24 protein-coding genes and 1 riboswitch are annotated in these 25,207 nt (G+C 73.5%); of the genes, 5 read left to right on the top strand and 19 right to left on the bottom strand.

Annotation, left to right across the window (positions count from 1 at the left end; genetic code table 11):
• Positions 1-24: 24 nt before the first annotated feature.
• The 4 genes from ABZ716_RS04430 to ABZ716_RS04415 form a co-directional block, all read right to left on the bottom strand.
• Complete coding sequence (locus tag ABZ716_RS04430) at positions 25-1,056, bottom strand: 6-phosphofructokinase (RefSeq protein ID WP_351881572.1); 1,032 nt, start codon at positions 1,054-1,056, stop codon at positions 25-27.
• A gap of 132 nt (positions 1,057-1,188) precedes the next feature.
• Positions 1,189-1,833 carry a response regulator transcription factor gene (locus tag ABZ716_RS04425; protein ID WP_351881574.1) on the bottom strand — a complete coding sequence of 215 codons (645 nt, stop codon included), beginning with the start codon at positions 1,831-1,833 and terminating at the stop codon, positions 1,189-1,191.
• A 35-nt stretch (positions 1,834-1,868) separates the two neighbouring features.
• Positions 1,869-3,083 (bottom strand): DUF5931 domain-containing protein, encoded by a 1,215-nt coding sequence (locus ABZ716_RS04420; protein ID WP_358956385.1) that lies wholly within the window; start codon positions 3,081-3,083, stop codon positions 1,869-1,871.
• A gap of 48 nt (positions 3,084-3,131) precedes the next feature.
• A complete protein-coding gene (locus ABZ716_RS04415) occupies positions 3,132-3,854 on the bottom strand; it encodes a lysophospholipid acyltransferase family protein (protein ID WP_355965857.1) in 723 nt (240 codons plus the stop codon).
• Positions 3,855-4,056: 202 nt separating this feature from the next.
• On the opposite strand from ABZ716_RS04415, the gene ABZ716_RS04410 reads away from it, so the two are divergent.
• Together ABZ716_RS04410 and ABZ716_RS04405 are read left to right on the top strand one after the other, a co-directional pair.
• Entirely contained in the window at positions 4,057-4,836 is a 780-nt protein-coding gene (locus ABZ716_RS04410; protein WP_358956382.1) for an alpha/beta fold hydrolase, read from the top strand.
• Complete coding sequence (locus tag ABZ716_RS04405) at positions 4,829-5,374, top strand: hypothetical protein (RefSeq protein WP_358811564.1); 546 nt, start codon at positions 4,829-4,831, stop codon at positions 5,372-5,374. Before ABZ716_RS04410 ends, ABZ716_RS04405 begins: the two co-directional genes overlap by 8 nt.
• A 125-nt stretch (positions 5,375-5,499) precedes the next feature.
• Here the strand turns inward: ABZ716_RS04405 and ABZ716_RS04400 are convergent, their stop codons facing one another.
• The 6 genes from ABZ716_RS04400 to ABZ716_RS04375 all read right to left on the bottom strand — a co-directional run bounded on the left by ABZ716_RS04400 (position 5,500) and on the right by ABZ716_RS04375 (position 10,524).
• Positions 5,500-6,297, bottom strand: a complete 798-nt coding sequence (locus ABZ716_RS04400) for an endonuclease/exonuclease/phosphatase family protein (RefSeq protein WP_358811563.1) — start codon at positions 6,295-6,297, stop codon at positions 5,500-5,502.
• 75 nt (positions 6,298-6,372) lie between these two features.
• Complete coding sequence (locus ABZ716_RS04395; protein ID WP_351881115.1) at positions 6,373-7,314, bottom strand: ROK family glucokinase; 942 nt, start codon at positions 7,312-7,314, stop codon at positions 6,373-6,375.
• A 61-nt stretch (positions 7,315-7,375) separates the two neighbouring features.
• Complete coding sequence (locus tag ABZ716_RS04390) at positions 7,376-7,852, bottom strand: DUF5304 domain-containing protein (RefSeq protein ID WP_358956380.1); 477 nt, start codon at positions 7,850-7,852, stop codon at positions 7,376-7,378.
• 67 nt (positions 7,853-7,919) lie between these two features.
• Positions 7,920-9,083, bottom strand: coding sequence for an ArsA-related P-loop ATPase (locus tag ABZ716_RS04385; RefSeq protein WP_358956378.1), 1,164 nt, complete (start codon positions 9,081-9,083; stop codon positions 7,920-7,922).
• 94 nt (positions 9,084-9,177) lie between these two features.
• Positions 9,178-9,621, bottom strand: a complete 444-nt coding sequence (locus tag ABZ716_RS04380; protein ID WP_351881124.1) for an SRPBCC family protein — start codon at positions 9,619-9,621, stop codon at positions 9,178-9,180.
• Positions 9,622-9,741: 120 nt separating this feature from the next.
• On the bottom strand, positions 9,742-10,524 hold the full coding sequence (locus ABZ716_RS04375) for a metallophosphoesterase (RefSeq protein ID WP_358956375.1): 783 nt from the start codon (positions 10,522-10,524) through the stop codon (positions 9,742-9,744).
• A gap of 253 nt (positions 10,525-10,777) precedes the next feature.
• On the opposite strand from ABZ716_RS04375, the gene ABZ716_RS04370 reads away from it, so the two are divergent.
• Positions 10,778-12,574, top strand: coding sequence for an AMP-dependent synthetase/ligase (locus ABZ716_RS04370; protein ID WP_358956373.1), 1,797 nt, complete (start codon positions 10,778-10,780; stop codon positions 12,572-12,574).
• Positions 12,575-12,606: 32 nt separating this feature from the next.
• Here ABZ716_RS04370 and ABZ716_RS04365 read toward each other — a convergent pair whose 3' ends face one another.
• The 7 genes from ABZ716_RS04365 to ABZ716_RS04335 all read right to left on the bottom strand — a co-directional run bounded on the left by ABZ716_RS04365 (position 12,607) and on the right by ABZ716_RS04335 (position 21,066).
• Positions 12,607-14,223 (bottom strand): GMC oxidoreductase, encoded by a 1,617-nt coding sequence (locus ABZ716_RS04365; protein ID WP_358956370.1) that lies wholly within the window; start codon positions 14,221-14,223, stop codon positions 12,607-12,609.
• A gap of 158 nt (positions 14,224-14,381) precedes the next feature.
• A complete protein-coding gene (locus tag ABZ716_RS04360) occupies positions 14,382-15,524 on the bottom strand; it encodes a glycosyltransferase family 4 protein (RefSeq protein ID WP_358811557.1) in 1,143 nt (380 codons plus the stop codon).
• 114 nt (positions 15,525-15,638) lie between these two features.
• Positions 15,639-16,784 (bottom strand): hypothetical protein, encoded by a 1,146-nt coding sequence (locus tag ABZ716_RS04355; protein ID WP_358956368.1) that lies wholly within the window; start codon positions 16,782-16,784, stop codon positions 15,639-15,641.
• A gap of 25 nt (positions 16,785-16,809) precedes the next feature.
• On the bottom strand, positions 16,810-17,868 hold the full coding sequence (locus ABZ716_RS04350) for an NlpC/P60 family protein (protein ID WP_358956365.1): 1,059 nt from the start codon (positions 17,866-17,868) through the stop codon (positions 16,810-16,812).
• 241 nt (positions 17,869-18,109) lie between these two features.
• A complete protein-coding gene (locus ABZ716_RS04345) occupies positions 18,110-19,144 on the bottom strand; it encodes an NlpC/P60 family protein (protein ID WP_358956363.1) in 1,035 nt (344 codons plus the stop codon).
• Between the two features lie 275 nt (positions 19,145-19,419).
• Entirely contained in the window at positions 19,420-20,784 is a 1,365-nt protein-coding gene (locus tag ABZ716_RS04340; protein ID WP_358956425.1) for an NYN domain-containing protein, read from the bottom strand.
• A gap of 39 nt (positions 20,785-20,823) precedes the next feature.
• Positions 20,824-21,066 (bottom strand): hypothetical protein, encoded by a 243-nt coding sequence (locus tag ABZ716_RS04335; protein WP_079426254.1) that lies wholly within the window; start codon positions 21,064-21,066, stop codon positions 20,824-20,826.
• 113 nt (positions 21,067-21,179) lie between these two features.
• Between ABZ716_RS04335 and ABZ716_RS04330 the strand changes: the two genes are divergently transcribed.
• Both ABZ716_RS04330 and ABZ716_RS04325 read left to right on the top strand, forming a co-directional pair.
• On the top strand, positions 21,180-21,929 hold the full coding sequence (locus ABZ716_RS04330; RefSeq protein ID WP_358811553.1) for a rhomboid family intramembrane serine protease: 750 nt from the start codon (positions 21,180-21,182) through the stop codon (positions 21,927-21,929).
• On the top strand, positions 21,926-22,207 hold the full coding sequence (locus ABZ716_RS04325; protein ID WP_007263678.1) for an Lrp/AsnC ligand binding domain-containing protein: 282 nt from the start codon (positions 21,926-21,928) through the stop codon (positions 22,205-22,207). The genes ABZ716_RS04330 and ABZ716_RS04325 overlap by 4 nt, the downstream gene beginning before the upstream one ends.
• A gap of 10 nt (positions 22,208-22,217) precedes the next feature.
• On the opposite strand, the gene ABZ716_RS04320 is transcribed toward ABZ716_RS04325, so the two are convergent.
• The gene (locus ABZ716_RS04320; RefSeq protein ID WP_358956361.1) at positions 22,218-23,609 is read right to left on the bottom strand and encodes an aminotransferase class V-fold PLP-dependent enzyme; all 1,392 of its coding nucleotides are present in this window, start codon (positions 23,607-23,609) and stop codon (positions 22,218-22,220) included.
• 245 nt (positions 23,610-23,854) lie between these two features.
• A riboswitch (SAM riboswitch) is annotated at positions 23,855-23,971 on the bottom strand.
• 81 nt (positions 23,972-24,052) lie between these two features.
• Entirely contained in the window at positions 24,053-25,117 is a 1,065-nt protein-coding gene (gene trpD, locus ABZ716_RS04315; RefSeq protein ID WP_358811551.1) for an anthranilate phosphoribosyltransferase, read from the bottom strand.
• Between the last annotated feature and the right edge of the window lie 90 nt (positions 25,118-25,207).

Below are 25,207 nucleotides of genomic sequence, written 5' to 3'. Positions count from 1 at the left end.
GACCAGGGTGTTCTCGGCGGTGGCTCAGCCGAAGAAGACCCCGGCCTCCGTGTACAGCTTCGGGTCCACCGTCTTCAGCTTCGCCGTCGCCTCGGCGATCGGGACGCGGACGATGTCCGTCCCCTTGAGCGCGACCATCTTCCCGAAGTCCCCGTCGCGCACCGCGTCGATCGCGTGCAGCCCGAAGCGGGTGGCCAGCCAGCGGTCGAAGGCGCTGGGGGTGCCGCCGCGCTGGATGTGTCCGAGGACGGTCGTACGGGCCTCCTTGCCGGTCCGCGTCTCGATCTCCTTGGCCAGCCACTCCCCCACGCCCGACAGCCGGACGTGGCCGAAGGAGTCCCGGGAGACGGCGTCCTTGAGCACGAGGTCGCCGTCCTTGGGCATGGCCCCCTCCGCCACCACCACGATCGGCGCGTAGCTCGCCCTGAAGCGGGAGGTCACCCAGGCGCAGACCTGGTCCACGTCGAAGCGCTGCTCGGGGATGAGGATGACGTTGGCCCCGCCCGCGAGGCCCGAGTGCAGGGCGATCCACCCGGCGTGCCGGCCCATGACCTCGACGACCAGCACCCGCATGTGGGACTCGGCGGTGGTGTGCAGCCGGTCGATGGCCTCGGTGGCGATGCCGACGGCGGTGTCGAAGCCGAAGGTGTAGTCGGTGGCCGACAGGTCGTTGTCGATGGTCTTGGGCACGCCCACGCAGGGGATGCCGTACTCCTCGTACAGCCGGGCGGCCACGCCCAGGGTGTCCTCGCCGCCGATCGCGATGAGCGCGTCGATCTCGGCCTTGGCGAGGTTCTCCTTGATGGCGCGCACCCCGTTGTCGGTCTTGAAGGGGTTGGTGCGCGAGGAGCCGAGGATGGTGCCGCCGCGGGGCAGGATCCCGCGGACGGCGGGGATGTCCAGCGGGACGGCGTCCCCCTCGACCGGGCCCCGCCAGCCGTCCTTGAACCCGACGAACCCGTACCCGTACTCCTGGACGCCCTTGCGGACGACGCCCCTGATCACCGCGTTGAGCCCGGGGCAGTCGCCGCCGCCCGTGAGCACTCCGACCTTCATGGAATCTCCCTTCGCCATGACGGCCACGCTAGTGGTGACCCAGGTCACAGGGGATCGGTCGGTGTGCGCAATTCCGGTGGAATTACGGGGCGTTGCGTACGCGTGTTCACTCGTACGGGGAAGAAGGAGGATTTACACCTCGTCGAGCCCGCGTTCTATCGCGTACCTGACGAGCTCCACCCGGTTGTGCAGCTGGAGTTTGCCGAGGGTGTTCTGGACGTGGTTCTGCACCGTGCGGTGCGAGATGACCAGCCGCTCCGCGATCTGCTTGTACGACAGCCCCTTGGCCACCAGCCGCAGCACCTCGGTCTCCCGGTCGGTCAGCTGGGGGGCCTTCGGCTCGTCGGCGGCGGCCGGCGCCGGGTCGGTGGCCAGGCGCCGGTACTCGCCGAGGACCAGCCCGGCCAGCCCCGGGGTGAACACCGGGTCCCCGACGGCGGTGCGGCGGACCGCGTCGATCAGCTCCTGGGCCCCGGCGGACTTCAGCAGGTAGCCCGTCGCCCCGGACTTCACCGCCTCCAGCACGTCCGCGTGCTCCCCGCTCGCCGACAGCACCAGCACGCGCAGCGCGGGATCGGCGCCGACCAGCTCCTTGCAGACCTGGACCCCGGGCATCCCGGGCAGGTTGAGGTCGAGGACCAGCACCCTCGGGGTGACGGCGCGGGCGCGGCGTACCGCCTCCGGTCCGTCCCCGGCGGTGGCGACGACGTCGAAGCCGGCGGCGGCCAGGTCTCGGGCGACCGCGTCCCGCCACATCGGATGGTCGTCCACGACCATCACCGTGATGTCGTGCAGCTCGTTCGGGTCCTCGTTCACTGGGTCCTCCCCCTCGGTACTTTCAGTTCCACTTCGGTGCCCTGCCCGGGGACGGACACCAGCTCGGCGCTGCCGCCGAGGTCGCGCAGCCGGCCCCGGATGGACAGGGCCACCCCCATCCGCCCCTCGCCCTCCGCCTGGTCGAGCCGGCCGGCCGGGATGCCGGGGCCGTCGTCCCGTACGGTCACGATCACCTCGTCGCCCCAGTCCTCCACGAGGATCCAGGCGCGGGCCCCCTCCCCGGCGTGCTTGCGCACGTTGTCCAGGGCGGCCCCCACCGCTGCGGCCAGCTCCCGCGCGGCGGGCACCGGCAGCGGCACCGCGGTGCCCGGCTCCGCGAAGCTCACCCGGGAGCCGGCGTGCGGGGCGAGCAGGGAGCGCAGGTCCACCTCGCCCTCGTCGGCGCCCGGCTCCTCCACCTCGTACGTGTCCACCAGCGCGCCGAGCGACTCGTCGTGCGAGACCCGCGAGGGGCGGACCAGCCCGCTGGAGACCAGGGTGCGCAGCGCCACCTCCTGCTCCCCGGCCATCCGGCCCAGCTCGGCGGCCTCGCCGCCCAGCTCGGTGCCGCGCCGCTGGACCATGGCCAGGACCTGGAGGACCCCGTCGTGGATGTCGCGGGCGAGGCGTTCGCGCTCGCGGGTGGCGGCCTCGATCTCCAGGGCGCGGGCGAGGGTCGCCTCACTGGCCCGGGCGACCTCGACGACGTAGCCCAGCGCTATGGAGGCGACCCAGACCAGCAGGACGTTGTGCAGGGTGTCGCGGGTCGGGTCGCCGCCGTGGATGGCGATGTTGGCGACGGCCACGAAGGTCGAGGCGATACCGGCCCACCGCCAGCCGCCCTTGAGGGCGAAGGCGAGGACCGAGCCCGCCGTCCAGATGCTGGGGAGGGTCGGGCCGCCCGCCTGGATGCGGGCGTGGGCGTCGGCGAGCGGGGTGAGGGCGATCCCGGCCAGGGCGACGGTGAGGTCGCCTGCGAGGAAACCCCTGGTGCAGCGCGCCGCACCGGAGACCCGGCGGTGGGTGGCCGACGTCCAGACGACGAGGACGGCGAGGTAGCCGGCCGCGACGCCGGGGCGGACGAAGTCCCGGTACGCGGAGGCGAACAGCAGGACGGCGTAGACCATGGTGAGCAGCCGGTAGGCGGTCAGCGCCCGCCACAGCGGCTGCTCGACCGACATCCGTACGACGCGCTCGCGCTTCGCCGCCATCTCCCCCACCCCCGCCGCGCGGACGGCGGCCTTGCTCGGTCCTGCTCCTTACTCGGCCTTGTCGGCCTTGTCGGCCTTGGCCGCTTCCTTCGCGGCCTTCTCCGCGTCCGCGATCTGGCGCTTGGCGGCCGTCGCGTAGATGTCGACGTACTCCTGGCCGGAGAGCTTCATGATCTCGTACATGACCTCGTCGGTCACCGAGCGCAGGATGAAGCGGTCCCCGTCCATGCCCTGGTAGCGGCTGAAGTCCAGCGGCTTGCCGATCCGGATGCCGGGGCGCATCAGCTTGGGGACCACCTTGCCGGGCGGCTGGATCTTCTCGGTGTCGATCATCGCCACCGGGATCACCGGGGCGCCCGTGGCCAGCGCCACCCGGGCCAGACCGCCGGGCTTGCCCCGGTAGAGGCGGCCGTCGGGTGAACGGGTCCCCTCGGGGTAGATACCGAACAGCTCTCCCCGCTCGATGACCTCGATGCCGCTCTTGATGGCGGCCTCACCCGCACCGCGCGCGCCGGAGCGGTCCACGGGGAGCTGGCCGACGCCCTTGAAGAAGGCCGCGGTGAGCTTGCCCTTGACCCCGGGGGAGGTGAAGTACTCCGCCTTTGCGATGAAGGTCACCTTCCGGTCCAGCACGGCCGGGAGGAAGAAGGAGTCGGAGAAGGACAGGTGGTTGCTCGCGAGGATCGCCGGCCCCTCCGCGGGAATGTTCTCCAGGCCCTCCACCCACGGCCTGAAGGCGAGCTTCAGCGACCCGCCGATGGAGAACTTCATAGCGCCGTAGATCAACTCGAAAGCCTTCCTGTGTCTGTCGATCAGACCATAACCCGTGGCTCCACCGAGAGCTCCCGACGACCCTGGTCGGTGTCATCCCGGTCGCGTACGGTGAAGTCACACAGCGCGACGCACCCACGTGTACCCGTACCCGTACGCCACACGCGTCGCCGTCAGGTCCTCACCCCTCAAGGAGACTGTGGTGCCCGTCCTCCCTGGAGCAGAGCCGTTCCGCCACGAGGGCGGAGAGGTGGGCGTGCTCCTCTGCCACGGCTTCACCGGTTCCCCCCAGTCGCTGCGCCCCTGGGCCGACTACCTGGCCGGGCGCGGACTGACGGTCTCGCTGCCGCTGCTGCCGGGGCACGGCACGCGCTGGCAGGACATGCAGCTCACCGGCTGGCAGGACTGGTACGCCGAGGTGGACCGGGCGCTGCGCGAGCTGCGGGAGCGGTGCTCCCAGGTGTTCGTGTTCGGGCTCTCGATGGGCGGCGCCCTGACGCTGCGGCTGGCCGCCAAGCACGGGGACGCCATCAGCGGCATCGTCCTCGTCAACCCGGCCAACAAGGTGCACGACCCCCTGGCCTTCGCCCTTCCGGTGGTCAAGCACCTCATCCGCTCCCGGCCCGGGATCGCCAGCGACATCGCCAAGCCGGGCTCGGTGGAGACCGGCTACGACCGGGTCCCGATGAAGGCCGCGGACTCGCTGCGCAGGTTCTTCCGGCTCGTGGACTCCGAGCTGCCGCAGGTCACGCAGCCGCTGCTGCTGCTCCACAGCCCCCAGGACCACGTGGTCCCGCCGGTGGACTCCGAGCGGATCCTGGCGCGGGTGTCGTCGACGGACGTCACGGAGACCCTGCTGGAACAGAGTTACCACGTCGCGACGTTGGACCATGACGCGGAGCGGATCTTCGCGGACAGCTATGCGTTCGTCGGGCGGCTCGCGAAGAGCGTCGGCAGGGAGGGGGCGGCCAGCGGTGGCTGAGCACGAGGAGTCCTCCGGGGAGGTGCCCCCGCTGGACGAGGAAGCGGCGTGGGCCGCGATCGTCGCCGGGTACGGGCAGGAACCGCCGGACCCGCCGGGCTCGCGTCCGTTCCGGCCGATCGAGAACCTGATGCTGCCGGAGGAGGACGTCCAGCCGGAGCCCCCGGCCGCCGCCCCGACGGCGGCGCTGGGCAGCTCGGTGGTGTTCGCCCCGGGTGTCGGCCTGGGCCCCCGCGACCACGCGCCGGCCGGGCCGGAGGACGAGGACCCGGCGGCGGAAGCGTCCGACGAGGGCCACTTCGTCCCCCCGGAACCCCCGGAGCTCCCGCCGGCGGACACGACGGCGAAGTTCGCCTGGCTCGCGGTGGTCGGCGGCCCGGTCCTGCTGCTCGTGGCGGTCCTGCTCCAGTGGGACATGACCTGGTGGCTCACCACCCTGGGCATCGGCGGCTTCCTGGGCGGCTTCGCCACCCTGGTGGCCCGCATGTCCTCCGACCCCGACGACGGCGACGACCCGGGGCGCGGGGCGGTGGTGTAGGGAGGCGGGGGCCGGCTGTCTGCCCCGCGAGGGGTGGGTCGCGCCCGGTGTCCGCCCACCCGCCTCCCCTTCTCCGTACGCGCCGGACCGCTACGCGCTTCTCTCCGCTCGGCGTCCGGCGGCCGTCATGGGCTGGTAGCCCGCAGCCGTAGGGCCGCCAGGACCGGGAGGTGGTCCGTGGCCGCTCGGAGGTCTGGGGCGGGGAGGGCCGTGGGGACGCCGCAGGCGAGGACTTCGACGGAACGGGTGGTGAAGATCGCGTCGATGCGGCGCGTCGGGGAGGACGAGGGGAAGGTGGGTTCGCCGCCCCAGGGGGCCGTCGTGCGGCAGTCCTGGAAGGCGTGGGCGAGGTGGGTGAAGGCGGGGCCCGGTGGGGGCTCGTTGACGTCGGCGGCGACGATGACGTGCGGGGCCTCCAGTGCCCCGGCCCGTTCCACGAGGAGCTCGGCCTGGGCGGCCCGTTCCGTCGGGTCCAGCGACAGGTGGGCGCTGATCACGCCCACCCTGGCCGCGCCGAAGCGGACGACCGCCGTGGCGAAGCCGCGGCGGTGCAGGCCGGGGGTGAGGGGGAGCAGGACGTCCTCCGTACGTTCCACGAAGGCCCGTAGCGAGCACAGGAGCAGCGGTCCCGCCGCCGTCGCTCCCCCGCCGAGGACCACCAGGTCGGTCTTGGACGCCAGCCGGGCGGCGTGCTTGCGCCAGCGGAAGAACCGGGGGGCCTCCTGGACGAGGACGAGGTCCGGGGCACAGGCCCGGATCACCCGGGCCAGCGCCTCCTCGTCGTCGCGCAGCGAGCGCACGTTGTAGCTGAGGACCCGGATCACGGCGGAGCCGTCGGGCTCGGTGTGGGAGCGGGGCAGCGCGTCGGGCGCCGCGCCGGCGTCGGGCAGCGGCTGGGGCGTGGGCAGCGTGTCGGGCACCATGACCGCAAGATACGCAGCCGCCCGCCGCTCCCACAGGGGGCGCGGCGGGCGGCTCCAGAGGTGTCCGAGCGGGGTTCAGCCCTGGCGGGCCAGGTCGGCCGCGCCCACCAGCCCGGCCTTGCCGCCGAGCTGCGCGGCGAGCACCTGGGCGTGCGGCCGCCAGGCGCCGCCGATCAGCCAGCGCTTGAAGGACTTGCGGATCGGGTCGAGGACGAGGTCGCCCTCGTCGGAGACCCCGCCGCCGACGATGAACGCCGAGGGGTCGAAGAGGGAGGCGAGGTCGGCCAGGCCCGCGCCGGCCCAGCGGGCCAGTTCGCGGAAGGAGTCGACGGCCACCGGGTCGCCCTGGCGGGCGGCCTGGCTGATGTGCTTGCCCTCGATGCCCCCGGGGGTGCCGTCGCCCAGGCCCAGCAGGACGGTCGCGTTCTCGGGGGTGGCGTTGGCGCGCTGCTTGGCGTAGCGGACGAGGGCGCGGCCGGAGGCGTACTGCTCCCAGCAGCCCTGGCTGCCGCAGCCGCACAGCAGGCCGTCGGGGACGACCCGGATGTGCCCGAACTCGGCGGCGACGCCGAAGCGGCCGCGCCGGAGCTTGTTGCCGATGATGATGCCGCCGCCCAGGCCGGTGCCGAGGGTGATGCAGATGACGTCCTCGTGGCCCTGGCCGGCGCCGAAGCGGTACTCGCCCCAGGCGGCGCAGTTGGCGTCGTTCTCGACGACGACGGGGAGGCCGATGCGCTGCTCGACCTTGTCCTTGAGCGGCTCGTGGCGCCAGTTGATGTTCGGCGCGAAGAGGACGGTGGCGCGCTTGTCGTCCACGTATCCGGCGGCGCCGATGCCGACGGCCTCGATGGCGTGGTTGCTGCTGACCTCGGAGACGGCGGCGCAGATCGCCTCCGTCACGCCGTCCGCGGTCGGCGGGGTGGGCACCTTGTACGTCTCAAGGATGGTGCCCTCTTCGTCGACCACGCCGGCCGCGATCTTGGTGCCGCCGATGTCGACGCCGATGGTGAGTCCCATTAGTCCCTCGGTTTCCGGTCAAGCCCCGCCACGGCCAACCGTACCCGAGGCGGACGGAGTCTCAGTCGAGATCGATCCGCTGGGCCGGGCCCTCGTCGGGTCCGTCGTCCTGTCCGTCGTCCTCGTTCCGGGCGGGGCCGGGGGCCGGGGGGTCGGTGCGCGTCCAGCGGCGTTCGTGGCCTTCGACGGCCGAGCGGTAGGCGGCGAGCAGCTCCGACCCGGCGGCGGCGAGGTGGCCGAAGACCTCCGGGTTGCGCTCGATGACGGGCTTGGCGGCGGTTTTGGCCTGGTGGACGACCTGGCGTACGGCGTCCTGGGCGGCGGCGGCGAACTCCGGGTTGTTGAGCGCGGAGACCTTGTCGGCGACGGCCTCGAAGAGCTTGAAGAGCTCCTCGGCGGCGGTGCCCGTGGCGCCGCCGGGGGCCTTCTCGCGCCCGGCGGCCCGGCGCCGCTCCTGTTCGGCGGCGAGGTCCTCGGCGCAGGCCCTCGCCCAGGCGTCGGCGTCGGCGTCGGTGGGGCGGTCGGTGGCCTCGCTCATGGCGGACTCTCCTGCGGCGGCTGCGATAGGGGCTACTTCCGACGGTACCCGAACGGGGGTACGCGGCTCAGCGCGCCCGGGGCCACAGCTGCGGGTCGGGAGTGAAGCGGATGCGGAGCACCCCGTCGGTGAGGGCGGCGCCGGAGACGGTACAGCGGCGCAGGGCGGAGGGGAGGGAAACGGTCCTGCGGTACGGGCCCGCCGCGAGGAGGAGCTCGTCGCCGCGCCGGATCAGGTCGAGCTCGGACTTGCGGGCGCCCGGCAGGGGGACGGCCCAGACGAGCACCCCGTCCTCGGCGAGCCGGTCCTCGACGGGCCAGCCGGGGTGCCCCTGCGGTGCGGGGGCGGGGTCGAGACCCTCGGCGGAGGCGAGCTCCCCGGGCTCCCCGGGGTCGCGGCCGAGGTGCGGGAGCGGGACCACGGTGAGCTCCCGCCGCCACCGCGCGAGGTGCTCGCCCTGCTGGGCGGCGAGCCCGGCCAGCCAGGGGTCGGCGCGGTCCTGGGGGACGAGCCGGTTGGCCACGAGGTCGTGGACGGGCAGCCCGTACAGGGCGAGGCCGAGCCGGCCGGTGCGCAGGGCGGCGTCGGCGGCCGGTCCGGGTTCGGCGACGAGGCGGACGCGGGTGGCGGGGGCCTCGATGACGGCCTGGACGGCGGCGAGCTCCTCGTCCCAGCGGGCGGCGGTCTCGTAGAGCCACTGGGCGGGCATCGGGACCCCGGCGAGCTGGGCGAGTACGGGGCGCAGGGCGCGGGCCGCCTGGCGTTCGGCGGGCAGCAGGCGGGCGAGGTAGCGGCGCAGCTGGGCGGGGAGGGCGAGGGTGGTCAGGGCCTGGTGCAGCGGGGGGAGGTCCACGACGACGAGGTCGGTGCCGGGTGCGGTGGCGGCGCGGCGCAGGCCGCGCAGGAGGGCGAACTGCTCGGCGCCGGGGAGCTCGGTGAGTTCCTCGGCGCGCAGGGGGCTGCCGCCGAGCATCCCGAGGAGGGTGGCGCCGCGTTCCTGGAGGGCGGCGAGCTCGGTGCGGAACTCCTCGCCTGAGTCGATGCGGGCGAGGCGGAGCCCGTCGGGGGTCGGGGCGCCGGCCCACGGGTCCTCGGCGCACAGCAGGAGCACGCTCCGGCCGGCGCGGGCCGCGGCGAGGGCGGTGGCGGCGGCGACGGTGGTCCGGCCCGACCCGCCGGGGCCGGTGACGAGCAGGGTGTGCGGCATACGGTGCTCCGGGTCGTAGATCATCTTCCCCCGCACGCTACGCCGCCCACCCCCCTGTCCCCGGCCCAGGGGGCCCGGCCCAAGCCGGAAAGGCTCAGGCCATGGCGTTGGCCAAGGCTCAGGCCGTGGACTCCACGCGCTTCTTCAGGCCCGCCAGGGCGCGGTCGATGATGACCTTCTCCGCCTTGCGCTTGATCATGCCCAGCATCGGGATCTTGACGTCGACCGTCAGCTGGTAGGTGACCTCGGTGCGGCGGCCGCCGTCCAGGGGGGCCAGGCGGTAGGAGCCGTCCAGCTGGCGGAGCATCTGGGACTTGTGGAGGGTCCAGCTGACCTCGTCCTGGCCCTTCCAGCTGTAGGACAGCGTGTGGTCGTCCTTGATCGCGCCCGCGTCCAGCAGCAGCCGTACCTTCTCGGCGCGGCCCTCGGCGTCGGTGGACAGCACCTCGGCCTCCTTCACCTCGCCGGTCCACTCGGGGTAGCGGGCGAAGTCGGCGATCACGGCCATGACCTCGGCCGGGGCGGCCTCGATCGTGATGCTAGAGCTGGTGTGTTCCGCCATCGCGGGCGCTCCTCCGTGGGGTACCGCCCAGCGGGAGCTGGGGCAGGGTGTTCGGCAGGGGTGAAGGCTATCGCGCGCGGGGGCCCCGGCCGTCCGGGACCCCGCTCCCCGGACGTCCCGTCACCACTCCAGGGCCCAGGGGCGGCCCGTCGCCGCGAAGTGGCCCACGTTCACGCACTCCGTGCCGCCGATCCGCATGCGCCGTGCCATCGGCTGGTGGACGTGTCCGAAGAGGGCGTAGCGCGGCCTGGTGCGGCGGATCGCGGCCAGCAGGGCGGCGCTGCCCCGCTCGAAGCGGCGGGCGACGGTGTCGTAGCAGAGCTCGGGGACCTCCGGCGGGATGTGGGAGCACAGCACGTCGACCTCGCCGAGCGCCTCGACCTTCGCCGCGTACTCCTCCTCTTCCACCTCGTACGGGGTCCGCATCGGCGAGGGCAGCCCGCCGCCGACGAAGCCGAAGACGCGGCCGCCGATCTCCACCCGCTGCCCGTCGAGGACGGTGGTGCCGGGGCCGGCGTACTCGGGCCACAGGGCGGGCATGTCGACGTTGCCGTAGGTGGCGTACGTCGGCGTGGGGAAGGCCGCGAACATCCGCGCGTACTGGCGGCGGACGGCCTGCTCGATCAGCGCTTCCCTGTCCAGGTCGCCCCAGAGCCGGCGGCCGAATTCCCGCGCTTCGGCGAAGCGGCGGGCGGTGCGCAGCTCGACGATCCGGTGGGCGTTCTCCACGCCGAAGAGGTCCGGGAAGATCCCGCGCGAGTGGTCGGCGTAGTCGAGGAAGAGGACCAGGTCACCGAGGCACAGGAGGGCGTCGGCGCCCTCTCCGGCCCGGGCGAGGGCCTCGGTGTTGCCGTGGACGTCGCTGATGACGTGGACCCGTGTACGCCTGCTGCTGGCACCCATGCCGCCACCCTAGGGGCGGTGCGGCCCAGCGGGTAGAGGGGGGCTCGCAGGCGGCCGGACCTGCGGTTACTTCCGGGTCCTGAAGCCGGTCGACTACGCTCGGCTGCGCTGTGGAGGCGTTTGCGATGCACGGCGAAGTCCAGAATGTGACGCACGGAACATCTGGCCGGTTCCCTCTATCGGGAACCCACTACCGGTGGGTAACGTCCGGTCGGTCCACACGGTGGCGATGGCGCCCAGAGGAGCAGCAGTCTTGCGCGAGTTCAGCCTTCCGGCCCTGTACGAGGTCCCGTCGGACGGGAACCTGACGGATCTCATCCGCCGCAACGCCGCCCAGCACCCAGACACCGCCGTCATGAGCCGCAAGGCCGGCGGCCAGTGGCTGGATGTGACCGCTACGGAGTTCCTCGCCGAGGTGCGGGCGGCCGCCAAGGGCCTGATCGCCGCGGGCATCCAGCCCGGCGACCGGGTCGCGCTGATCTCCCGCACCCGCTACGAGTGGGTCCTGTTCGACTTCGCGATCTGGAGCGCGGGCGCCGTCACCGTCCCGGTGTACGAGACCAGCTCCCCGGAGCAGATCCAGTGGATCCTCTCGGACTCCGGCGCCGTCGCGGCCATCGTGGAGAGCCCGGCCCACCGCGCGAACGTGGAGGCCCTGCGCGACCGGCTGCCGGAGCTGCGCGAGGTCTGGGAGATCGAGCAGGACGCCTTCGGCGCGCTGAAGGCCGCCGGGGCCGGCGTCCCGGACGCCGACGTGGACACCCGCAGCTCGCTGGCCAACGCCGACGACCCGGCGACCATCGTCTACACCTCGGGCACCACCGGCCGCCCCAAGGGCTGTGTGCTGACCCACCGCAACTTCTTCGCCGAGTGCGGCAACGTCGTGGAGCGGCTGAAGCCGCTGTTCCGCACCGGCGAGTGCTCGGTGCTGCTGTTCCTCCCGGCCGCGCACGTCTTCGGCCGCCTGGTGGAGGTCGCCGCGGTCCTGGCGCCGATCCGGCTGGGCTGCGTACCGGACATCAAGAACCTCACCGAAGAGCTCCAGTCCTTCCGCCCCACGCTGATCCTCGGCGTGCCGCGCGTCTTCGAGAAGGTCTACAACTCGGCCCGTGCCAAGGCCCAGGCCGACGGCAAGGGCCGGATCTTCGACGCCGCCGCCGACACCGCGATCGCGTACAGCCGGGCGCTGGACCTGCCCTCGGGCCCCTCCTTCGGCCTGAAGCTCAAGCACAAGGTCTTCACCAAGCTGGTCTACAGCAAGCTGCACGCCGTCCTCGGCGGCCGCGGCGAGTACGCGATCTCCGGCGGCGCGCCGCTGGGCGAGCGGCTCGGCCACTTCTTCCGCGGTATCGGCTTCACCGTCCTGGAGGGCTACGGCCTGACGGAGACCTGCGCGGCCACGGCCTTCCTCCCCTGGGACAAGCAGAAGATCGGCACGGTCGGCCAGCCGCTGCCGGGCTCGGTGCTGCGCATCGCCGACGACGGCGAGGTGCTGGTGCACGGCGAGCACGTCTTCAAGGAGTACTGGAAGAACGAGGCGGCCACCGCCGAGGCGATGTCCGACGGCTGGTTCCACACCGGTGACGTCGGCACCCTCGACGAGGACGGCTACCTGCGGATCACCGGCCGGAAGAAGGAGATCATCGTCACGGCGGGCGGCAAGAACGTCGCCCCCGCCGTGATCGAGGACCGGATCCGCGCCCACGCGCTGGTCGCCGAGTGCATGGTGGTCGGCGACGGCAAGCCGTTCGTGGCGGCGCTGGTCACCATCGACGAGGAGTTCCTCGGCCGCTGGGCCGCGGAGAACGGCAAGCCGGCCGGGTCGACGGCGGCGGAGCTGCGGGAGGACGCGGACCTGATGGCCGCCGTCCAGAAGGCCGTGGACGACGGCAACGCGGCGGTCTCCAAGGCGGAGTCGGTGCGCAAGTTCCGCATCCTCCCCGCCCAGTTCACGGAGGAGTCCGGCCACATCACGCCCTCGCTGAAGCTCAAGCGCAACGTGGTCGCGAAGGACTTCGCGGACGAGATCGAGGCCCTGTACCGCTCCTGACCGCGCCGGAGCCCTCCTGACGGCGCGCGGCTCTAGCGCGGGTCCTCGGCCAGGATCCGCTCCATGTTCCGCTCGGCCAGGGCCGTGATCGTCACGAACGGGTTGACGCCGAGCGAGCCGGGGACGAGCGATCCGTCGAGGACGTAGAGCCCCCGGTAGCCCTTGACCCGGCCGTAGCCGTCCGTGGCCTCGCCGAGGACGCAGCCGCCCAGCGGGTGGTAGGTGAAGTTGTCGGCGAAGGCCCTGTTCTCTCCGAACAGGTCGTAGCGGTACATGGTGACGTTCTTGCGGTTGATGCGGTCGAAGAGGTTCTTGGCCGCCTGCACCGACGGGGTGTTCTGGTCGCGGGTCCACAGCAGCCGCGCCGAGTCGGTGGCGGCGTCGTAGGTGAAGTGCCCGCGCTCCGGGTTCTTGGTGATGGCCAGGTACATCGAGATCCAGTGCTCGATGCCCATGGGGAGCGGGGCGATCTCCGCGAAGACCGGGTTGGCGGCGTTGTCCCAGTCGTCGATGCCCAGGGCGGGCATGGTGGACTGGTGGGCGCCGACGGTGTCCCAGAGGTGGTTGGCGCGGGCGGTCATGATGTTGCCGTTGGTGCCCCAGTTCTGTCCGACCCGCTCGCTGAGCGCGGGCAGGGCGCCGGTCTCACGGGCGCGCAGCAGGATCTCGGTGGTGCCGAGGCTTCCGGCGCCGAGGAAGAGCTGGGCGCAGCCGAGTTCGCGGACCTGGGTGGTCCTGCCGGTGAGGTCGCTGGTGGTGACGGTGAGGACGTACCCTCCGGCCGGATCCTGGCGTACGGCGGTCACGCGCTGCATGGTCTCGATGGTGACGTTGCCCGTGCCGAGGGCGGCCGCGAGGTAGGTCTTGTCGACGCTCTTCTTGCCGTGGTTGTTGCCGTAGATGACCTCTCCGGCGAGCGCGGACTTCGTGGCCGTGCCGGCCGCCTCGCGCTGCATGTACCCGAAGTCGTAGACGTTGGGCACGAAAGTGGTCTTCAGGCCGGTGTTCTGGGCGTGCTTGCGGGAGGTGCGGGCGAAGCGGTACCACTCGGTGGACTCGAACCAGTCCGGGTCGATGGCGTTGACGCCGAGCATGGCGCGGGCGCGGGGGTAGTAGGTGCCGTACATCTCCTCGGCGTCGACCTGGGGCAGCACCTCGGAGAAGTAGGAGCGCCGCGGCGTGGGGGCCATACCGCCGTTGACGAGGGACCCGCCGCCGACGCCCCGGCCGACGTAGACGGACATGTCGCCGTAGTTCACCCGGTCGAGGACGCCGGGGTAGGGGCTGATGTCGCGGTTGACGACGTCCAGCCAGAGGAAGGTGGCGAGCGGGGCCTCGGTGCGGTTGCGGAACCACATGGAGCGCTGGTCGGGGGCGGTGGTGGCGGGGAAGACCTTCCCGTCGGGGCCGGGGGTGTCCCACAGCCGTCCCATTTCGAGGACGACGGTACGGACGCCGGCCTGCCCGAGGCGGAGCGCGGCGACGGCGGACCCGTAGCCGGAGCCGACGACCACGGCGGGGGCGTACTGGGCGGCGGGCGGGGCCTCGGCGGCGGTGGCGGTGGCGAGGCCGATGCGGGTCAGGCCCAGCGCGGCGGCGGTACGGAGGGCGGCGAGGCCGAGTTGACGGCGCGTCAGGTTGGGGGTCATGCGGGCATCATGAGCGGATTCCGCCCAACCGGCCATAACGCGGAGCGCCACGCATCTGAGGAACAGTCAGTCATGGCTGGACGGTAACCGGCCGGTGCGCACGGCGGTCCGTTTCCGGCCGTTTCCGCCGTTTCCGCTCCACGGGAGCCCGGTCCCCGCTACAGCAGTTCGCGCAGGCGTTCCGCGAGGAGGTCCCAGCGCCAGCGGGATTCGACCCAGGCGCGGCCCGCCGCCCCCATCCGGGCGCGCAGGGCGGGGTCCTGGAGGAGGGGGACGATGCGGTCCGCCGCCGCGGCCGGGTCCCCGCCCGGGACCACCCAGCCGGTCTCCCCCGGCAGCACCGCGTCCGGCGCCCCGCCGGAGTCCCCCGCGACCACCGGGAGGCCGGTCGCCGAAGCCTCCAGGTAGACGATGCCGAGGCCCTCCACGTCCAGCCCGCCCCGCCGGGTCCGGCAGGGCATCGCGAAGACGTCCCCCGCCCCGTAGTGGGCCGGCAGCTCCGGCCACGGGACGGCGCCGGTGAACACCACGGAGCCGGCGACGCCCTTCGCCTCGGCCAGCGCCCGCAGGTCGGCCTCGTACGGGCCGCCGCCCACGATCAGCAGCGCCGCGTCCGGCACCCGCGCCAGGATCCTCGGCATCGCCTCGATCAGGGTGTCCTGCCCCTTGCGCGGCACCAGCCGCGAGACGCAGACCACCACCGGGCGGTCGCTGAGCCCCAGCCGGTCGCGGACGGCGTCGCCGCCGGAGCCGGGGTGGAAGGTCTTCTCGTCGACGCCGGGCGGCAGTTGGACCATGCGGGCGGCGGCCGGCTCCGTGAGCGCCGAGGCGATCCGGGAGCGGGTGTACTCGCCCAGGTAGGTCAGGGTGTCGGTGCCCTCGCCGATCCGCCGCAGCAACTGGCGCGCGGCCGGCAGCTGCGCCCAGCCCGCCTCGTGCCCGTGGGTGGTGGCGACGATCCGCCGCGCACCCGCCCTGCGCAGCGCCGGGCCCATCAGGCCCAGGGGGGCGGCCGCGCCGAACCACACCGACTCACAGCCGTGCTCACGCAGCAGGGACACCGCCCGCCTGGTCACGCGCGGGGTCGGCAGCAGCATGGTGGTGCGGTCGCGCACCACGGTGAAGGGCTGCTCGGCGTCGAACGCGGCGGTGGCCTCGCGGCCCTCCGCGCTGCGCTTCCAGGTGGAGGCGTAGACGACGACCCGGTCGGGGTCCAGCCGCAGCGCCATGTTGTGCAGGAATGCCTGGATACCGCCGGGGCGGGGCGGGAAGTCGTTGGTCACGATCAGCGTCTTGTGCATCCCGGCCAACGTACCGGACGGCCGGGACGGCCCAGCGCAGCCCCGGGCGCGGGCCGTCCGCGGGCGCTGCCCGCGGGCCCGGGCCAGGTGCGGGCACAGGCCCGGGCGCGGGCCCTACCCCAGATCCTCGCGCAGTGACCGCTGCCAGTCCGTGGTCAGGGCGGGGAGGTCCGTGTGCAGGGTCTGTTCCAGGGCGGCCGGCAGGGGTTCGCGGGCGGCGTGTTCGTAGAGGGTGACCAGGGCGGCGTCGCCCCAGCGGGCGGCGATGAGCCGGCAGGCCAGCCAGGCGCCCTCGTAGGCGCGGGCCATCGCCTCCGGGTTCCCGCCGAAGGTGAAGGCCGCGTCCGCCGGGAGGGCCGCCGGGAACTCGCCGCCCCGGACGGACCGGGCGAGGGCGGGCGCGGCCTCGGCGGGGCCCAGGGGGCTCCCCCGGTACGCCGCCCAGTCCGCGAACCCCTCGGAGAGCCACTGCGGTGTGCGGGCGGAGGTGGCGGTCCGGGTCGCCACATGGGTGGCCTCGTGGGTGAGGACGATCTGCCGGCCCGCCTGCGAGAGCCCGGCGTACCCCTCCGGGTTGACCACCACGCGGTCCGCCGGGGCCGGTCCCCCGCCGGTGGCGCCCGTGGTGACGGCCCCCATGCCCCGGTAGGTGTCGGCGGCCCGCCCCAGCAGCGCCGCCATACCGTCCAGGGAGGCGGGGACCTCCACGACCAGCCGGCCCGCCCACGGCCGCGGCCAGGCGGCGTTCACCGCGGGGACCGCCCGGTCGGCCTCGGCCGCGACGGCGGACAGGGTCTGCGGGCTCTGCCCGACGCCGAGGACGAGGGCGTGCGCACCCCGTACGACGGCCACCTCCCCCTGGTCCCACAGCTGTGCCGGCGCCCCCGGAGCGGGCCGGTCGGCGGTGACCCGCCAGGCCGCGCCGCCGCCGTCGCCCGGGGCCAGTTCCAGCTCGCGGGCGGAGGTGGCGGGGGCGGTGTCGTAGCCGGCGAGGCGGTAGCGCAGCTCGGCGCGTGCGAAGGCCCGTACGCCGTCCCGCCGGACCGAGGTGACCTCGTAGGACCAGCCCTCCAGCGGGATCCCGGCGAGCTTCGCGGGCGGGGCCGCCGCCCAGTCGGCCACGGCCCGCCGCACCGCGGCGCCGTCGGACGGGGCGTCGGGCGCCGCGCAGCCGGCGACCGCCGCCAGGGCCAGGCACGAGGCCGGCGCGAGCAGCCGTACGAGGAGCCGGACGAGGGGGGCGCGGCGGACGGGATCCATCCGCCGATCGTACGCAGGGGCGGGATCAGGGCCGGGTGACCGAGGACACCGGCATCATGCCGACGGGGTCGTAGCGGACCCGGGCGCCGGGGTAGGGGGCGTGGATCACCTGGCCGTTGCCCACGTACATGCCGACGTGGCTGGCATCCGAGCGGTACGTCACCAGGTCCCCCGGCTGGGCCTGCGAGAGCGGCACCCGCCGGCCCGCGTACCGCTGCGCCTGCGAGGTGCGCGGCAGGGAGACCCCCGCCTGGCGGTAGGACCACACCATCAGCCCGGAGCAGTCGAAGCCGGAGGGGCCGGTGGAACCCCACACGTAGGGCTTGCCGACGGCCGCGCGGGCGGCCATCACGGCGGCCATGGCCCGGCCCGAGGCATGGCCGCCGCCCATAGGCGGGCCGGGCAGGTCCGGCAGGTCGGCGCCGTCGCGGCCGCCGGAGCGCGAGGCCCGCTCGAAGTCGGCGCGCTCCTCGGAGGGCATCTCGTTCAGCAGCCGGCGGGCGGCGGCGAGCTTCGCGGTGACGGCGCGCTTCTGGGTGGCCACCTCGGTGCGCAGGGCCTCCAGTTCGGCGAGCTTGCGGGAGGCGTCCTGGCGCTGCCGGCCGATCCGGCGCTGCTCCTCGCGCAGTTCGGCCAGCTGCTGGGCCTGGCGGCCGCTGAGCCGGTCGAGGACGGCGGCCTTGTCGAGGTAGGCGCCAGGGTCCTCGGAGAGCATCAGCTCGACGGTGGGGTCGAGTCCGCCGGAGCGGTACTGGGCTCCGGCGAAGGTGCCGAGGACCCCGCGCATGGTGTTGACGCGGTCCTGGGCGCGGGCGACGGCGTCCTGGGCGCGGCTGATCTCGGCGCGCAGCGCGTCGGCCTTCTCCCCCGCCTGGTTGAACTTCTCGGTGGCCTGTTCGGCCTCCTCGAAGAGCCGGTCCACCTGGGCACGGGAGCTGCTGGCGGGGTCCTGCGGGAGGCGGGGGGCGGCTCCGGCGGGTACGCCCGTCATGGCCACGGCGGCGGTGGCCGCGGCGGCGGTGAGGACGGTGACCTTGGCGCTCCGGTCGAGGCCGCCGCTCACGGCCCGGCGATGGGACCCCACGTGGCACCGCTCCCTTCCGCTGCGCGGGCCCGGGTCCGCCCCCGTGGACGGCCGTGTGCCGGGTTCCGCGCTGGCCGACAGTAGCCGCGCGGTCACGCACCGGCCAACGACCGCCGCGGGGCCCGCACACCGGCGCCCCGCCTCTGACACAGGTCAGGGGCGGGGCGCGGGGTCAGCTCGGGTCCGCGCGATTCGCCCGGATGGGCGGTGTGGGGCGCGTCCCCCGGGGGTGGGAGGGAGGTCAGCCGACGCGGACGCCGAACTGGAAGGGCATGTTGCTCATGGCCTCGAAGTGCACGCCGCTGTTGGGGTTCGCGGCGTGGAAGACCTGGCCGTTGCCCGCGTAGAGGCCCACGTGGTGGAGGTCGCTGTAGAAGAAGACGAGGTCCCCGGGCTGGAGTTCGTCGCGGCCTATGCGGGTGCCGTCGTTGACCTGGGTGTAGGTGGTGCGGCTGATGCTGACGCCGGCCTGGCGGTAGGCCCACTGGGTCAGGCCCGAGCAGTCCCAGGAGCTCAGGCCGGTGTCGCCCATGTGGTAGGCGTCGCCGTCGTGCTGGACCGCGGCGGCGAGGGCGGCCGCGGCCCGTCCCGACCCCTTCGCGGCACCGGACTTGGCGCCGGCGGCCTTCGCGGCGGCCGCGCCCTCCTTGGCCTCGTCGCTCTTGAGCTCGCCGCGCTCCTGCGCGGTCAGCGAGTTGAGCAGGGCCTGGGCGTCGGTGAGCTTGCTCTGGGCGGCGGCCTTCTGCGCGGCCAGCTCCTTGCGGACGGCGTCGAGGTCGGCGAGCTTGCCCGCGGCCTCCTGGCGCTTCTGCGCGAGGGTGCGCTGCCGGGCCTGGATCTGCCGGATCTGCTCGACCTGCTTGCCGCTCAGCTGCTGGAGCGTGGACGCCTTGTCGAGGTAGGTGTCCGGGTCGCCGGAGAGCAGCAGGGCCAGGCTGGGGTCGACGCCTTCACCGCGGTACTGGGCGGTGGCCATCGAACCGAGGGCGTTGCGCAGGGAGTTGACCTCGTCCTGGCCGCGCGCCACCTGGTCCTGGAGCTGCTCGATCTCCTTCTCCAGCTTCTCCTGCCGCTCCTTGGCCCCGTCGAACTTCTCGGTGGCCTGCTCGGCCTCCTCGTAGAGGGCGTCGACCTTGGTCTTGACCTCGTCCTTGTTCGGCTTGTCGGGGGCTGCCGAGGCCGACGGGGCGGAGAGGGCGACGGCCGCGGTGGCGAGAGTGGTGAGCACGCTCACACGGGTGCGGGTCGGCGGCTTGGGTCGACGGTGGGACGCCACGGACGGGAGCTCCTTCTGCCTGGAGTCGCCGAGACGGGTCGCACGCTCGGCGGCACGCCTCCGCCCGCACCCGAATGGGTGTCCTGCCGAACGAAGGTTTGATCCGACCCTAGTGACCCGTCCGTGATCAGTTCAAATCCCGGAACGCAAAAATCCGCAACCCTTCCGGCTTCTTTACCCGGCGTCCACGCTGTGTGCAGCCCCCTTGACGGTACGTCTCCCGGACGTACCGCCAATTCCGGCATAAGCACCAGCAGTTACATCAGAGGCAAGAGCTACGAAACACGGGCGAGCCGCTTGAGCAGCAGCGCCGACGCCACCGGCCGGGCCCCCGCCTTCGCCACCCCGTCGGCCACCTCGCGGTCGGTGGAGACCACCACCACCGGGCGGCCGGGCGGCTCGGCGCGCACCAGCTGGCGGATCAGCTCGTCCGCCGTCACCCCGGCCTTGGAGAACAGCACCCGCACCCCGCGCGGCGGCGCCAGCAGCACCGGCGCGGCCAGCTCCGCCCCGTCGAAGACGCAGGTCATCTCCGCGCCGGTCTGCGCGGCCAGCATCGACAGCCCGCCCAGCAGCCGCAGCCGCTGCTTCTCCAGCGGCATCGTCGGATAGCCGGTCTTGGTCACGTTGTAGCCGTCGACCACCAGATGCGCCTGCGGCAGCGCCAACAGCTGGTCCAGCAGCGCCGGATCGGTCTCCGACAGCGCCCGCGCCGCGATGTCCTTCGGGGTCATCCGGCCCGGCTCCACGGCCTCCACGGTGTCCGCGGGCCGCGTCGACACCGGCGGCAGCGCCAGTTCACGGCGCAGCCCCGCCGCCGCGTCGAGGACGGTGTCCAGCAGCAGCCGCAGCCGCATGTCCTCGACACTGCGCCCCTCGCGGGTGGCCCGGCGCGCGGTCTCCAGCGCCGACTCGGCCTCCGCCAGACGGGACTTCAGCCGCCGGGACTCGCTCTCGGCGGCGGCCACCTGCGCGGCCGCCTCGCCGCGGATCCCGTCGACCTCCGCACCCAGCTTGCGCAAGGCCGCCTCACCCCGCTTGACGTCGCTCAGGGCGCTGCGCAGCTTGCGCTGAAGCGATTCCGCTTCCCTGCGGGCGGCGTCCAGCTCGGACCGCACCTGCTCGACGCCGGTGCGCTGGGCCTCGCGCAGCTGGGCCAGTTCCGCGCGCAGCCGCTCCAGCTCGCGCCGGTTCTCGTCATCGGCCCGCTCGGCGTCGGCGCGCAGCGCCTCCTCGCCGGCGGCCGCCACCAGCTTGACCCAGCCGGCCGGGCGCAGCACGTACGCGACGGCCGCCACGTCCAGCGGGTCCGCGGCGGCCGGCGGGGCACCGGACTCCAGTGCCCCGGCCAGTTCGGGCTGGGCCTCGCGCACCTTGTCCGCGACCCGGCTGCGGAAGACGACGTCCCCCTCCACGGCCGCGGCCATGGCGGTGCCCGCGAACTTGGCGCGCCGGCTCGGGGTGAACCGGGCGTACTGGCGCAGCTGCGCCGGGAGGTCGGCGACCGTCAGGCCGCCGAAGGCGTCCGAGACGAGCGAGACGACCCGGCGCCGCACGCCTTCCGGCAGCGGGCGGTCGAGGACCTCCGCGGCGTCGCCGGCCGCGTCGGCCGGCCCGGCGCCGCTTGCTGGCTCCACAATCCGTCACCCCTACCGTGATCTCCTGTGGGCCCGGCTCCGTCAGGAGTCGGCGCCCGGCCTGTCGACGAGCTCGATCTGGTCCACCGCGTTGCACCAGCGGCAGCGGACCGACTCGATGGTCTCACTGACCACCTCGCGCTCCTCGACCTTGGGCTCCCCGGCGAGGTCGAGGTGGACGTACTCCACCACCTTCGACGACCGGGTGACGTCGAACCGCGTGAGGTTGCCGCACAGGGTGCAGCGCCACCGGGTGGTGTCGGTCGGCAGGGGAACCGTCGTCATCAGGCCGCTCTCTCCTTCGTAGCTCATTCAATTAAAGCCTTCCGCGGCGGTCGGCGGACCGCAGCACGTAACCCTACGGCCTGGCACCACCCTCAGGAGGGTCCGCCTGCGTCATGCTCTGTCGCATGATCGTAAAGTGGCGGACCGTGCGGGAGGCCGCCCGGGGCCCCGTGGTCACGTACGCGCTGATCGCCGCCTGCTGCGCGGTGTTCCTGGCGAGCCCGGCCTCCGGCCTGAACCCCTCCTACGGCACGGGCGAGCGGCTGGTCGCGACGGGGACGGCCTACTTCCGGCACTGGGGCGTGGTCCCGGACGAACTGTTCTCCGGCGGGCTGCTCCCGGGGGCCGCGCGCCCGCTGCTGACCCCGCTGACCGCGCTGTTCGTCCACGGCAGCTGGCTGCACCTGCTCGGGAACATGCTCTTCCTCTACGTCTTCGGCGCCATGACGGAGGAGCGGATGGGCCGGGCTCCGTTCCTGCTCTTCTACCTCTGCACCGGCTACGTGGCCCTGGCGGCCTACGCGGCGGCCAACGCCTCCTCGGACCAGACTCTGGTCGGGGCGTCCGGCGCGATCTCGGCGGTGCTGGGGGCGTTCCTGTGCCTCTTCCCGCGGGCCCGGGTGACGTCCCTGTTCCCCTTCCTGCTGTTCCTGCCGCTGCGGTTCCCGGCGTGGATCGTGCTGATGTTCTGGTTCGGGCTCCAGTGGCTGGCCGCGCACCGGGCGGGGAGCGGGCCGGGGGTGGCCTACCTGGCCCATGTGGTGGGCTTCTCGGTGGGGTTCTGCTACGCGTGGGCGCGATATCGCCGTACGACTAGAGTGAGGCGACCAGTGACTGCCGGCGAGGGAGACAGCCAACCGTGATCACCGCGATCGTGCTCATCAAGACCAGCGTGGACCGGATCCCCGAGATCGCCGAGTCCATCGCCCAGCTGGACAGCGTCAGCGAGGTCTACTCCGTCACCGGTACGTACGACCTGATCGCGCTGGTGCGCGTGGCCCGCCACGAGAACCTGGCCGACATCATCCCCGGCCGCATCAGCAAGATCCCGGGCGTCGAGGCCACGGACACCCACGTCGCGTTCCGCACCTACTCCCAGCACGACCTGGAAGCCGCCTTCGCCATCGGCCTCGACGCCTAGGGGGCCTGCCCTACACCGCCGGGACGCAGCGGCCCTCTTCCGTGCGGTACCGCCACTTCGCGCCGTCAGTGACGAGTTCGCGCACCGCGCGGACGAAGCGCTCCACGTGCTCGTCGGGGGTGCCGGCGCCGAAGCTGACGCGGATCGCGTTCAGGGACCTCTCGCCCGCGGCCGCCTCCGGCGCGCCGCACTCGCCGGGCTCCTGCGGCTCGCCGCCGAGCAGGGTCCGCACCAGCGGGTGGGCGCAGAACAGCCCGTCGCGCACGCCGATCCCGTACTCGGCGGAGAGCGCCGCCGCGAAGTGCGAGCTGTTCCAGCCGTCGACCACGAACGAGATGACGCCCACGCGCGGGGCCTCGTCGCCGAACAGCGACAGCACCCGTACCTGCGGGACCTCCGCCAGCCCCTCGCGGACCTTCGCGATGAGGTGCCGCTCGCGGGCGACGAGCCCGTCGAAGCCTGCCTCCTGGAGCGCCCGGCAGGCGGAGGCGATGGCGTAGACGCCGATGACGTTCGGCGAGCCGGCCTCGTGGCGGGCGGCGGTGGTGTGCCAGGCGACCTCGACCCCGCCGTCCTCGCGGCGGGCGACCGTACGGGAGGCGCCGCCCCCGGCGAGGTACGGCTCGGCCTCCTGGAGCCAGTCCGCCCGGCCGGCGAGCACGCCCGAGCCGAAGGGCGCGTACAGCTTGTGCCCCGAGAAGGCGACCCAGTCCACGTCCAGCTCCTCTACGGAGACCGGGTGGTGGGGGGCCAGCTGGGCGGCGTCCAGCACGATCCGCGCGCCGTGGGCGTGCGCGGCGGCGGCGAGCTCCTTGACCGGCCACAGCTCGCCGGTGACGTTGGACGCGCCGGTCACGCAGACCAGGGCGGGGCCGTGGGGCTCCCGGTCGGCCAGCGCCCGCTCCAGGGTGGCGACGGCCTGGGCCGGGGTGCGCGGGGCGTCGAGGTAGGTGACCTGCGCGTCGCGCCAGGGCAGCAGCGAGGCGTGGTGCTCGGTCTCGAAGACGAACACCTGGCAGCCGGCCGGGAGCACGGCCGCGAGCAGGTTGAGGGAGTCGGTGGTGGAACGGGTGAAGACCACCTGGTCACCGGCGCGGCAGCCGAGGAACGCGGCGACGGTGGCCCGGCTCTGCTCGAAGAGGTCGGTGGAGAGCTGCGAGAGGTATCCGGCGCCGCGGTGGACGCTGCCGTAGTACGGGGCGTACGCGGCGACGTCGTCCCAGACCCGCTGGAGCGCGGGGGCGCTGGCGGCGTAGTCCAGGGCCGCGTAGCTGACCTCGCCGCCGGTGACCAGCGGGACGGTGACGTCCCGTCCGAGCACGGGCAGCGGCTCGGCACACACGGGCTCGGCGGGGGCGGTACGGACGGTGGTGGTGGCGGCGGCGTTCAGGGATGCGGACATGGCGGTATCTCCCGGCAGGCAGGGGCGGAATGGCTTCGGTGTGCCCGTACGCGGGGACGGCTGCGCGGCGCGGCGGGGCGCACGGCGGTGACGGCCGTCAGGGGTACGGGAAGTGCCTCGGAAGCGGTGCGGGTACGCGGAAGGGACCCGGTGTCCGAGGGGTGAAGAAGGGGCGGAGTCGCCCTATCGCATTCGCTTGCTCACGGAAAACGCTCCTCGGAGGACCAGGACCCCTGGTGTCGAGGGATCCGCGCTTGCCGTAGACCTCGCTGCCTACGGCCTGGTCATCACCCGGGGCACCCCGCCACGGAAGGAGGGTTGCCGGACAGCGAGCCGGGGCCAAAACGCTGTCACTCGTGACCTTGGAGAGCATCCTGCCACAGGATGCCCGCAGCGCAAGACCCCGGTCCACGATGCGGACCGGGGTCGTGGCGGAGAACGGCTCAGGCGTTGCTGGCCGCCACCCAGCGCTCCAGCGCGGCCCGGGCGGCGCCCGAGTCGATGGACTCGGCCGCACGGGCCATCCCCGCGGCCAGCTGCTCCTCCAGCGAGCCCGGGCCCGGGTCCAGGGCCACCAGGGCGGACGCCGCGTTCAGCAGGACGGCGTCGCGCACCGGACCGGTCTCCCCCGCCAGCAGGCGGCGGGCCACGTCGGCGTTGTAGGAGGGGTCGCCGCCGCGCAGGGCCGAGATGTCGATGGTCCCGATGCCCACGTCGCGCGGGTCGAAGGCGTGCTCGGTGATCCGGCCCTCGCGCACCCACCACACCCGGGAGGTCCCGGTGGTGGTCAGCTCGTCCAGGCCGTCGTCCCCGCGGAAGACCAGGGCGGAGGTGTTCCGCTCCGCGAGCACCCCGGCCATGATCGGCGCCAGCCGGCCGTCCGCGACCCCGACCGCCTGGGCCGTGACCCGGGCGGGGTTGGTGAGCGGGCCGAGGCCGTTGAAGGCGGTGCGCACCCCCAGGTCCCGGCGGGCCGAGGCCGCGTACCGCAGGGCCGGGTGGAAGACCACGGCGGCGCAGAAGGTGATGCCCGCCTCCTCGGCGACCTCGGCCACCCGCCGGGGGGTCAGGGCCAGGTTGACGCCGAGCTTCTCCAGGACGTCGGAGGAGCCGCTGGCGGAGGAGGCGGCCCGGTTGCCGTGCTTGACGACCTTCGCGCCCGCGCCGGCGGCCACGATCGCGGACATGGTCGAGATGTTGACGGTCTTGGCGCCGTCGCCGCCGGTGCCGACGATGTCCACGGTCCGCCCGGGCACCTCGATCAGGTTGGCGTGGGCGTACATCGTCCGGACGAGTCCCGTGTACTCCTGGACGGTCTCGCCCTTGGCCCGCAGCGCCACCGCGAAGCCGGCGATCTGCGCGTCGGTGGCCTCCCCGCGCATGATCCGCTCCATGGCCCAGGCGGTGTGGTCGGAGGTGAGGTCGCGGCCGCTGAGCAGGGCCTCCAGGATGCCCGGCCAGGTGGGGGCCGCCACGCTGTCGCCGCCTGCCGGGGTCGCAACGTTCATGGTCAGCTCCTGCTGCTCGTCGGGTTCTCCCGTCCAAGGGGAAGGATCTCAGCCTATCCAGCCCCGGAGACGGCAATGAGCCCCCGTCCA

The organism is Streptomyces sp. NPDC006687 (genome assembly GCF_040636215.1).
Classification (GTDB): domain Bacteria; phylum Actinomycetota; class Actinomycetes; order Streptomycetales; family Streptomycetaceae; genus Streptomyces.
Note: the sequence above shows the minus strand (reverse complement) of the source record. Positions and strands in the feature narration are given on the sequence as shown.

What these genes read in the sequence shown, in the direction of transcription:
- ABZ716_RS04395 (WP_351881115.1), bottom strand. Translation starts at nt 7,314, where the DNA reads ATGGGACTCACCATCGGCGTCGACATCGGCGGCACCAAGATCGCGGCC.
- ABZ716_RS04425 (WP_351881574.1), bottom strand. Translation starts at nt 1,833, where the DNA reads ATGGTCGTGGACGACCATCCGATGTGGCGGGACGCGGTCGCCCGAGAC.
- ABZ716_RS04430 (WP_351881572.1), bottom strand. Translation starts at nt 1,056, where the DNA reads ATGAAGGTCGGAGTGCTCACGGGCGGCGGCGACTGCCCCGGGCTCAAC.
- ABZ716_RS04365 (WP_358956370.1), bottom strand. Translation starts at nt 14,223, where the DNA reads ATGACCCCCAACCTGACGCGCCGTCAACTCGGCCTCGCCGCCCTCCGT.
- ABZ716_RS04385 (WP_358956378.1), bottom strand. Translation starts at nt 9,083, where the DNA reads ATGATCTACGACCCGGAGCACCGTATGCCGCACACCCTGCTCGTCACC.
- ABZ716_RS04400 (WP_358811563.1), bottom strand. Translation starts at nt 6,297, where the DNA reads ATGGTGCCCGACACGCTGCCCACGCCCCAGCCGCTGCCCGACGCCGGC.
- ABZ716_RS04335 (WP_079426254.1), bottom strand. Translation starts at nt 21,066, where the DNA reads ATGACGACGGTTCCCCTGCCGACCGACACCACCCGGTGGCGCTGCACC.
- ABZ716_RS04375 (WP_358956375.1), bottom strand. Translation starts at nt 10,524, where the DNA reads ATGGGTGCCAGCAGCAGGCGTACACGGGTCCACGTCATCAGCGACGTC.
- ABZ716_RS04390 (WP_358956380.1), bottom strand. Translation starts at nt 7,852, where the DNA reads ATGAGCGAGGCCACCGACCGCCCCACCGACGCCGACGCCGACGCCTGG.
- ABZ716_RS04415 (WP_355965857.1), bottom strand. Translation starts at nt 3,854, where the DNA reads ATGAAGTTCTCCATCGGCGGGTCGCTGAAGCTCGCCTTCAGGCCGTGG.
- ABZ716_RS04360 (WP_358811557.1), bottom strand. Translation starts at nt 15,524, where the DNA reads ATGCACAAGACGCTGATCGTGACCAACGACTTCCCGCCCCGCCCCGGC.
- ABZ716_RS04420 (WP_358956385.1), bottom strand. Translation starts at nt 3,083, where the DNA reads ATGGCGGCGAAGCGCGAGCGCGTCGTACGGATGTCGGTCGAGCAGCCG.
- ABZ716_RS04320 (WP_358956361.1), bottom strand. Translation starts at nt 23,609, where the DNA reads ATGTCCGCATCCCTGAACGCCGCCGCCACCACCACCGTCCGTACCGCC.
- trpD (WP_358811551.1), bottom strand. Translation starts at nt 25,117, where the DNA reads ATGAACGTTGCGACCCCGGCAGGCGGCGACAGCGTGGCGGCCCCCACC.
- ABZ716_RS04355 (WP_358956368.1), bottom strand. Translation starts at nt 16,784, where the DNA reads ATGGATCCCGTCCGCCGCGCCCCCCTCGTCCGGCTCCTCGTACGGCTG.
- ABZ716_RS04380 (WP_351881124.1), bottom strand. Translation starts at nt 9,621, where the DNA reads ATGGCGGAACACACCAGCTCTAGCATCACGATCGAGGCCGCCCCGGCC.
- ABZ716_RS04330 (WP_358811553.1), top strand. Translation starts at nt 21,180, where the DNA reads ATGCTCTGTCGCATGATCGTAAAGTGGCGGACCGTGCGGGAGGCCGCC.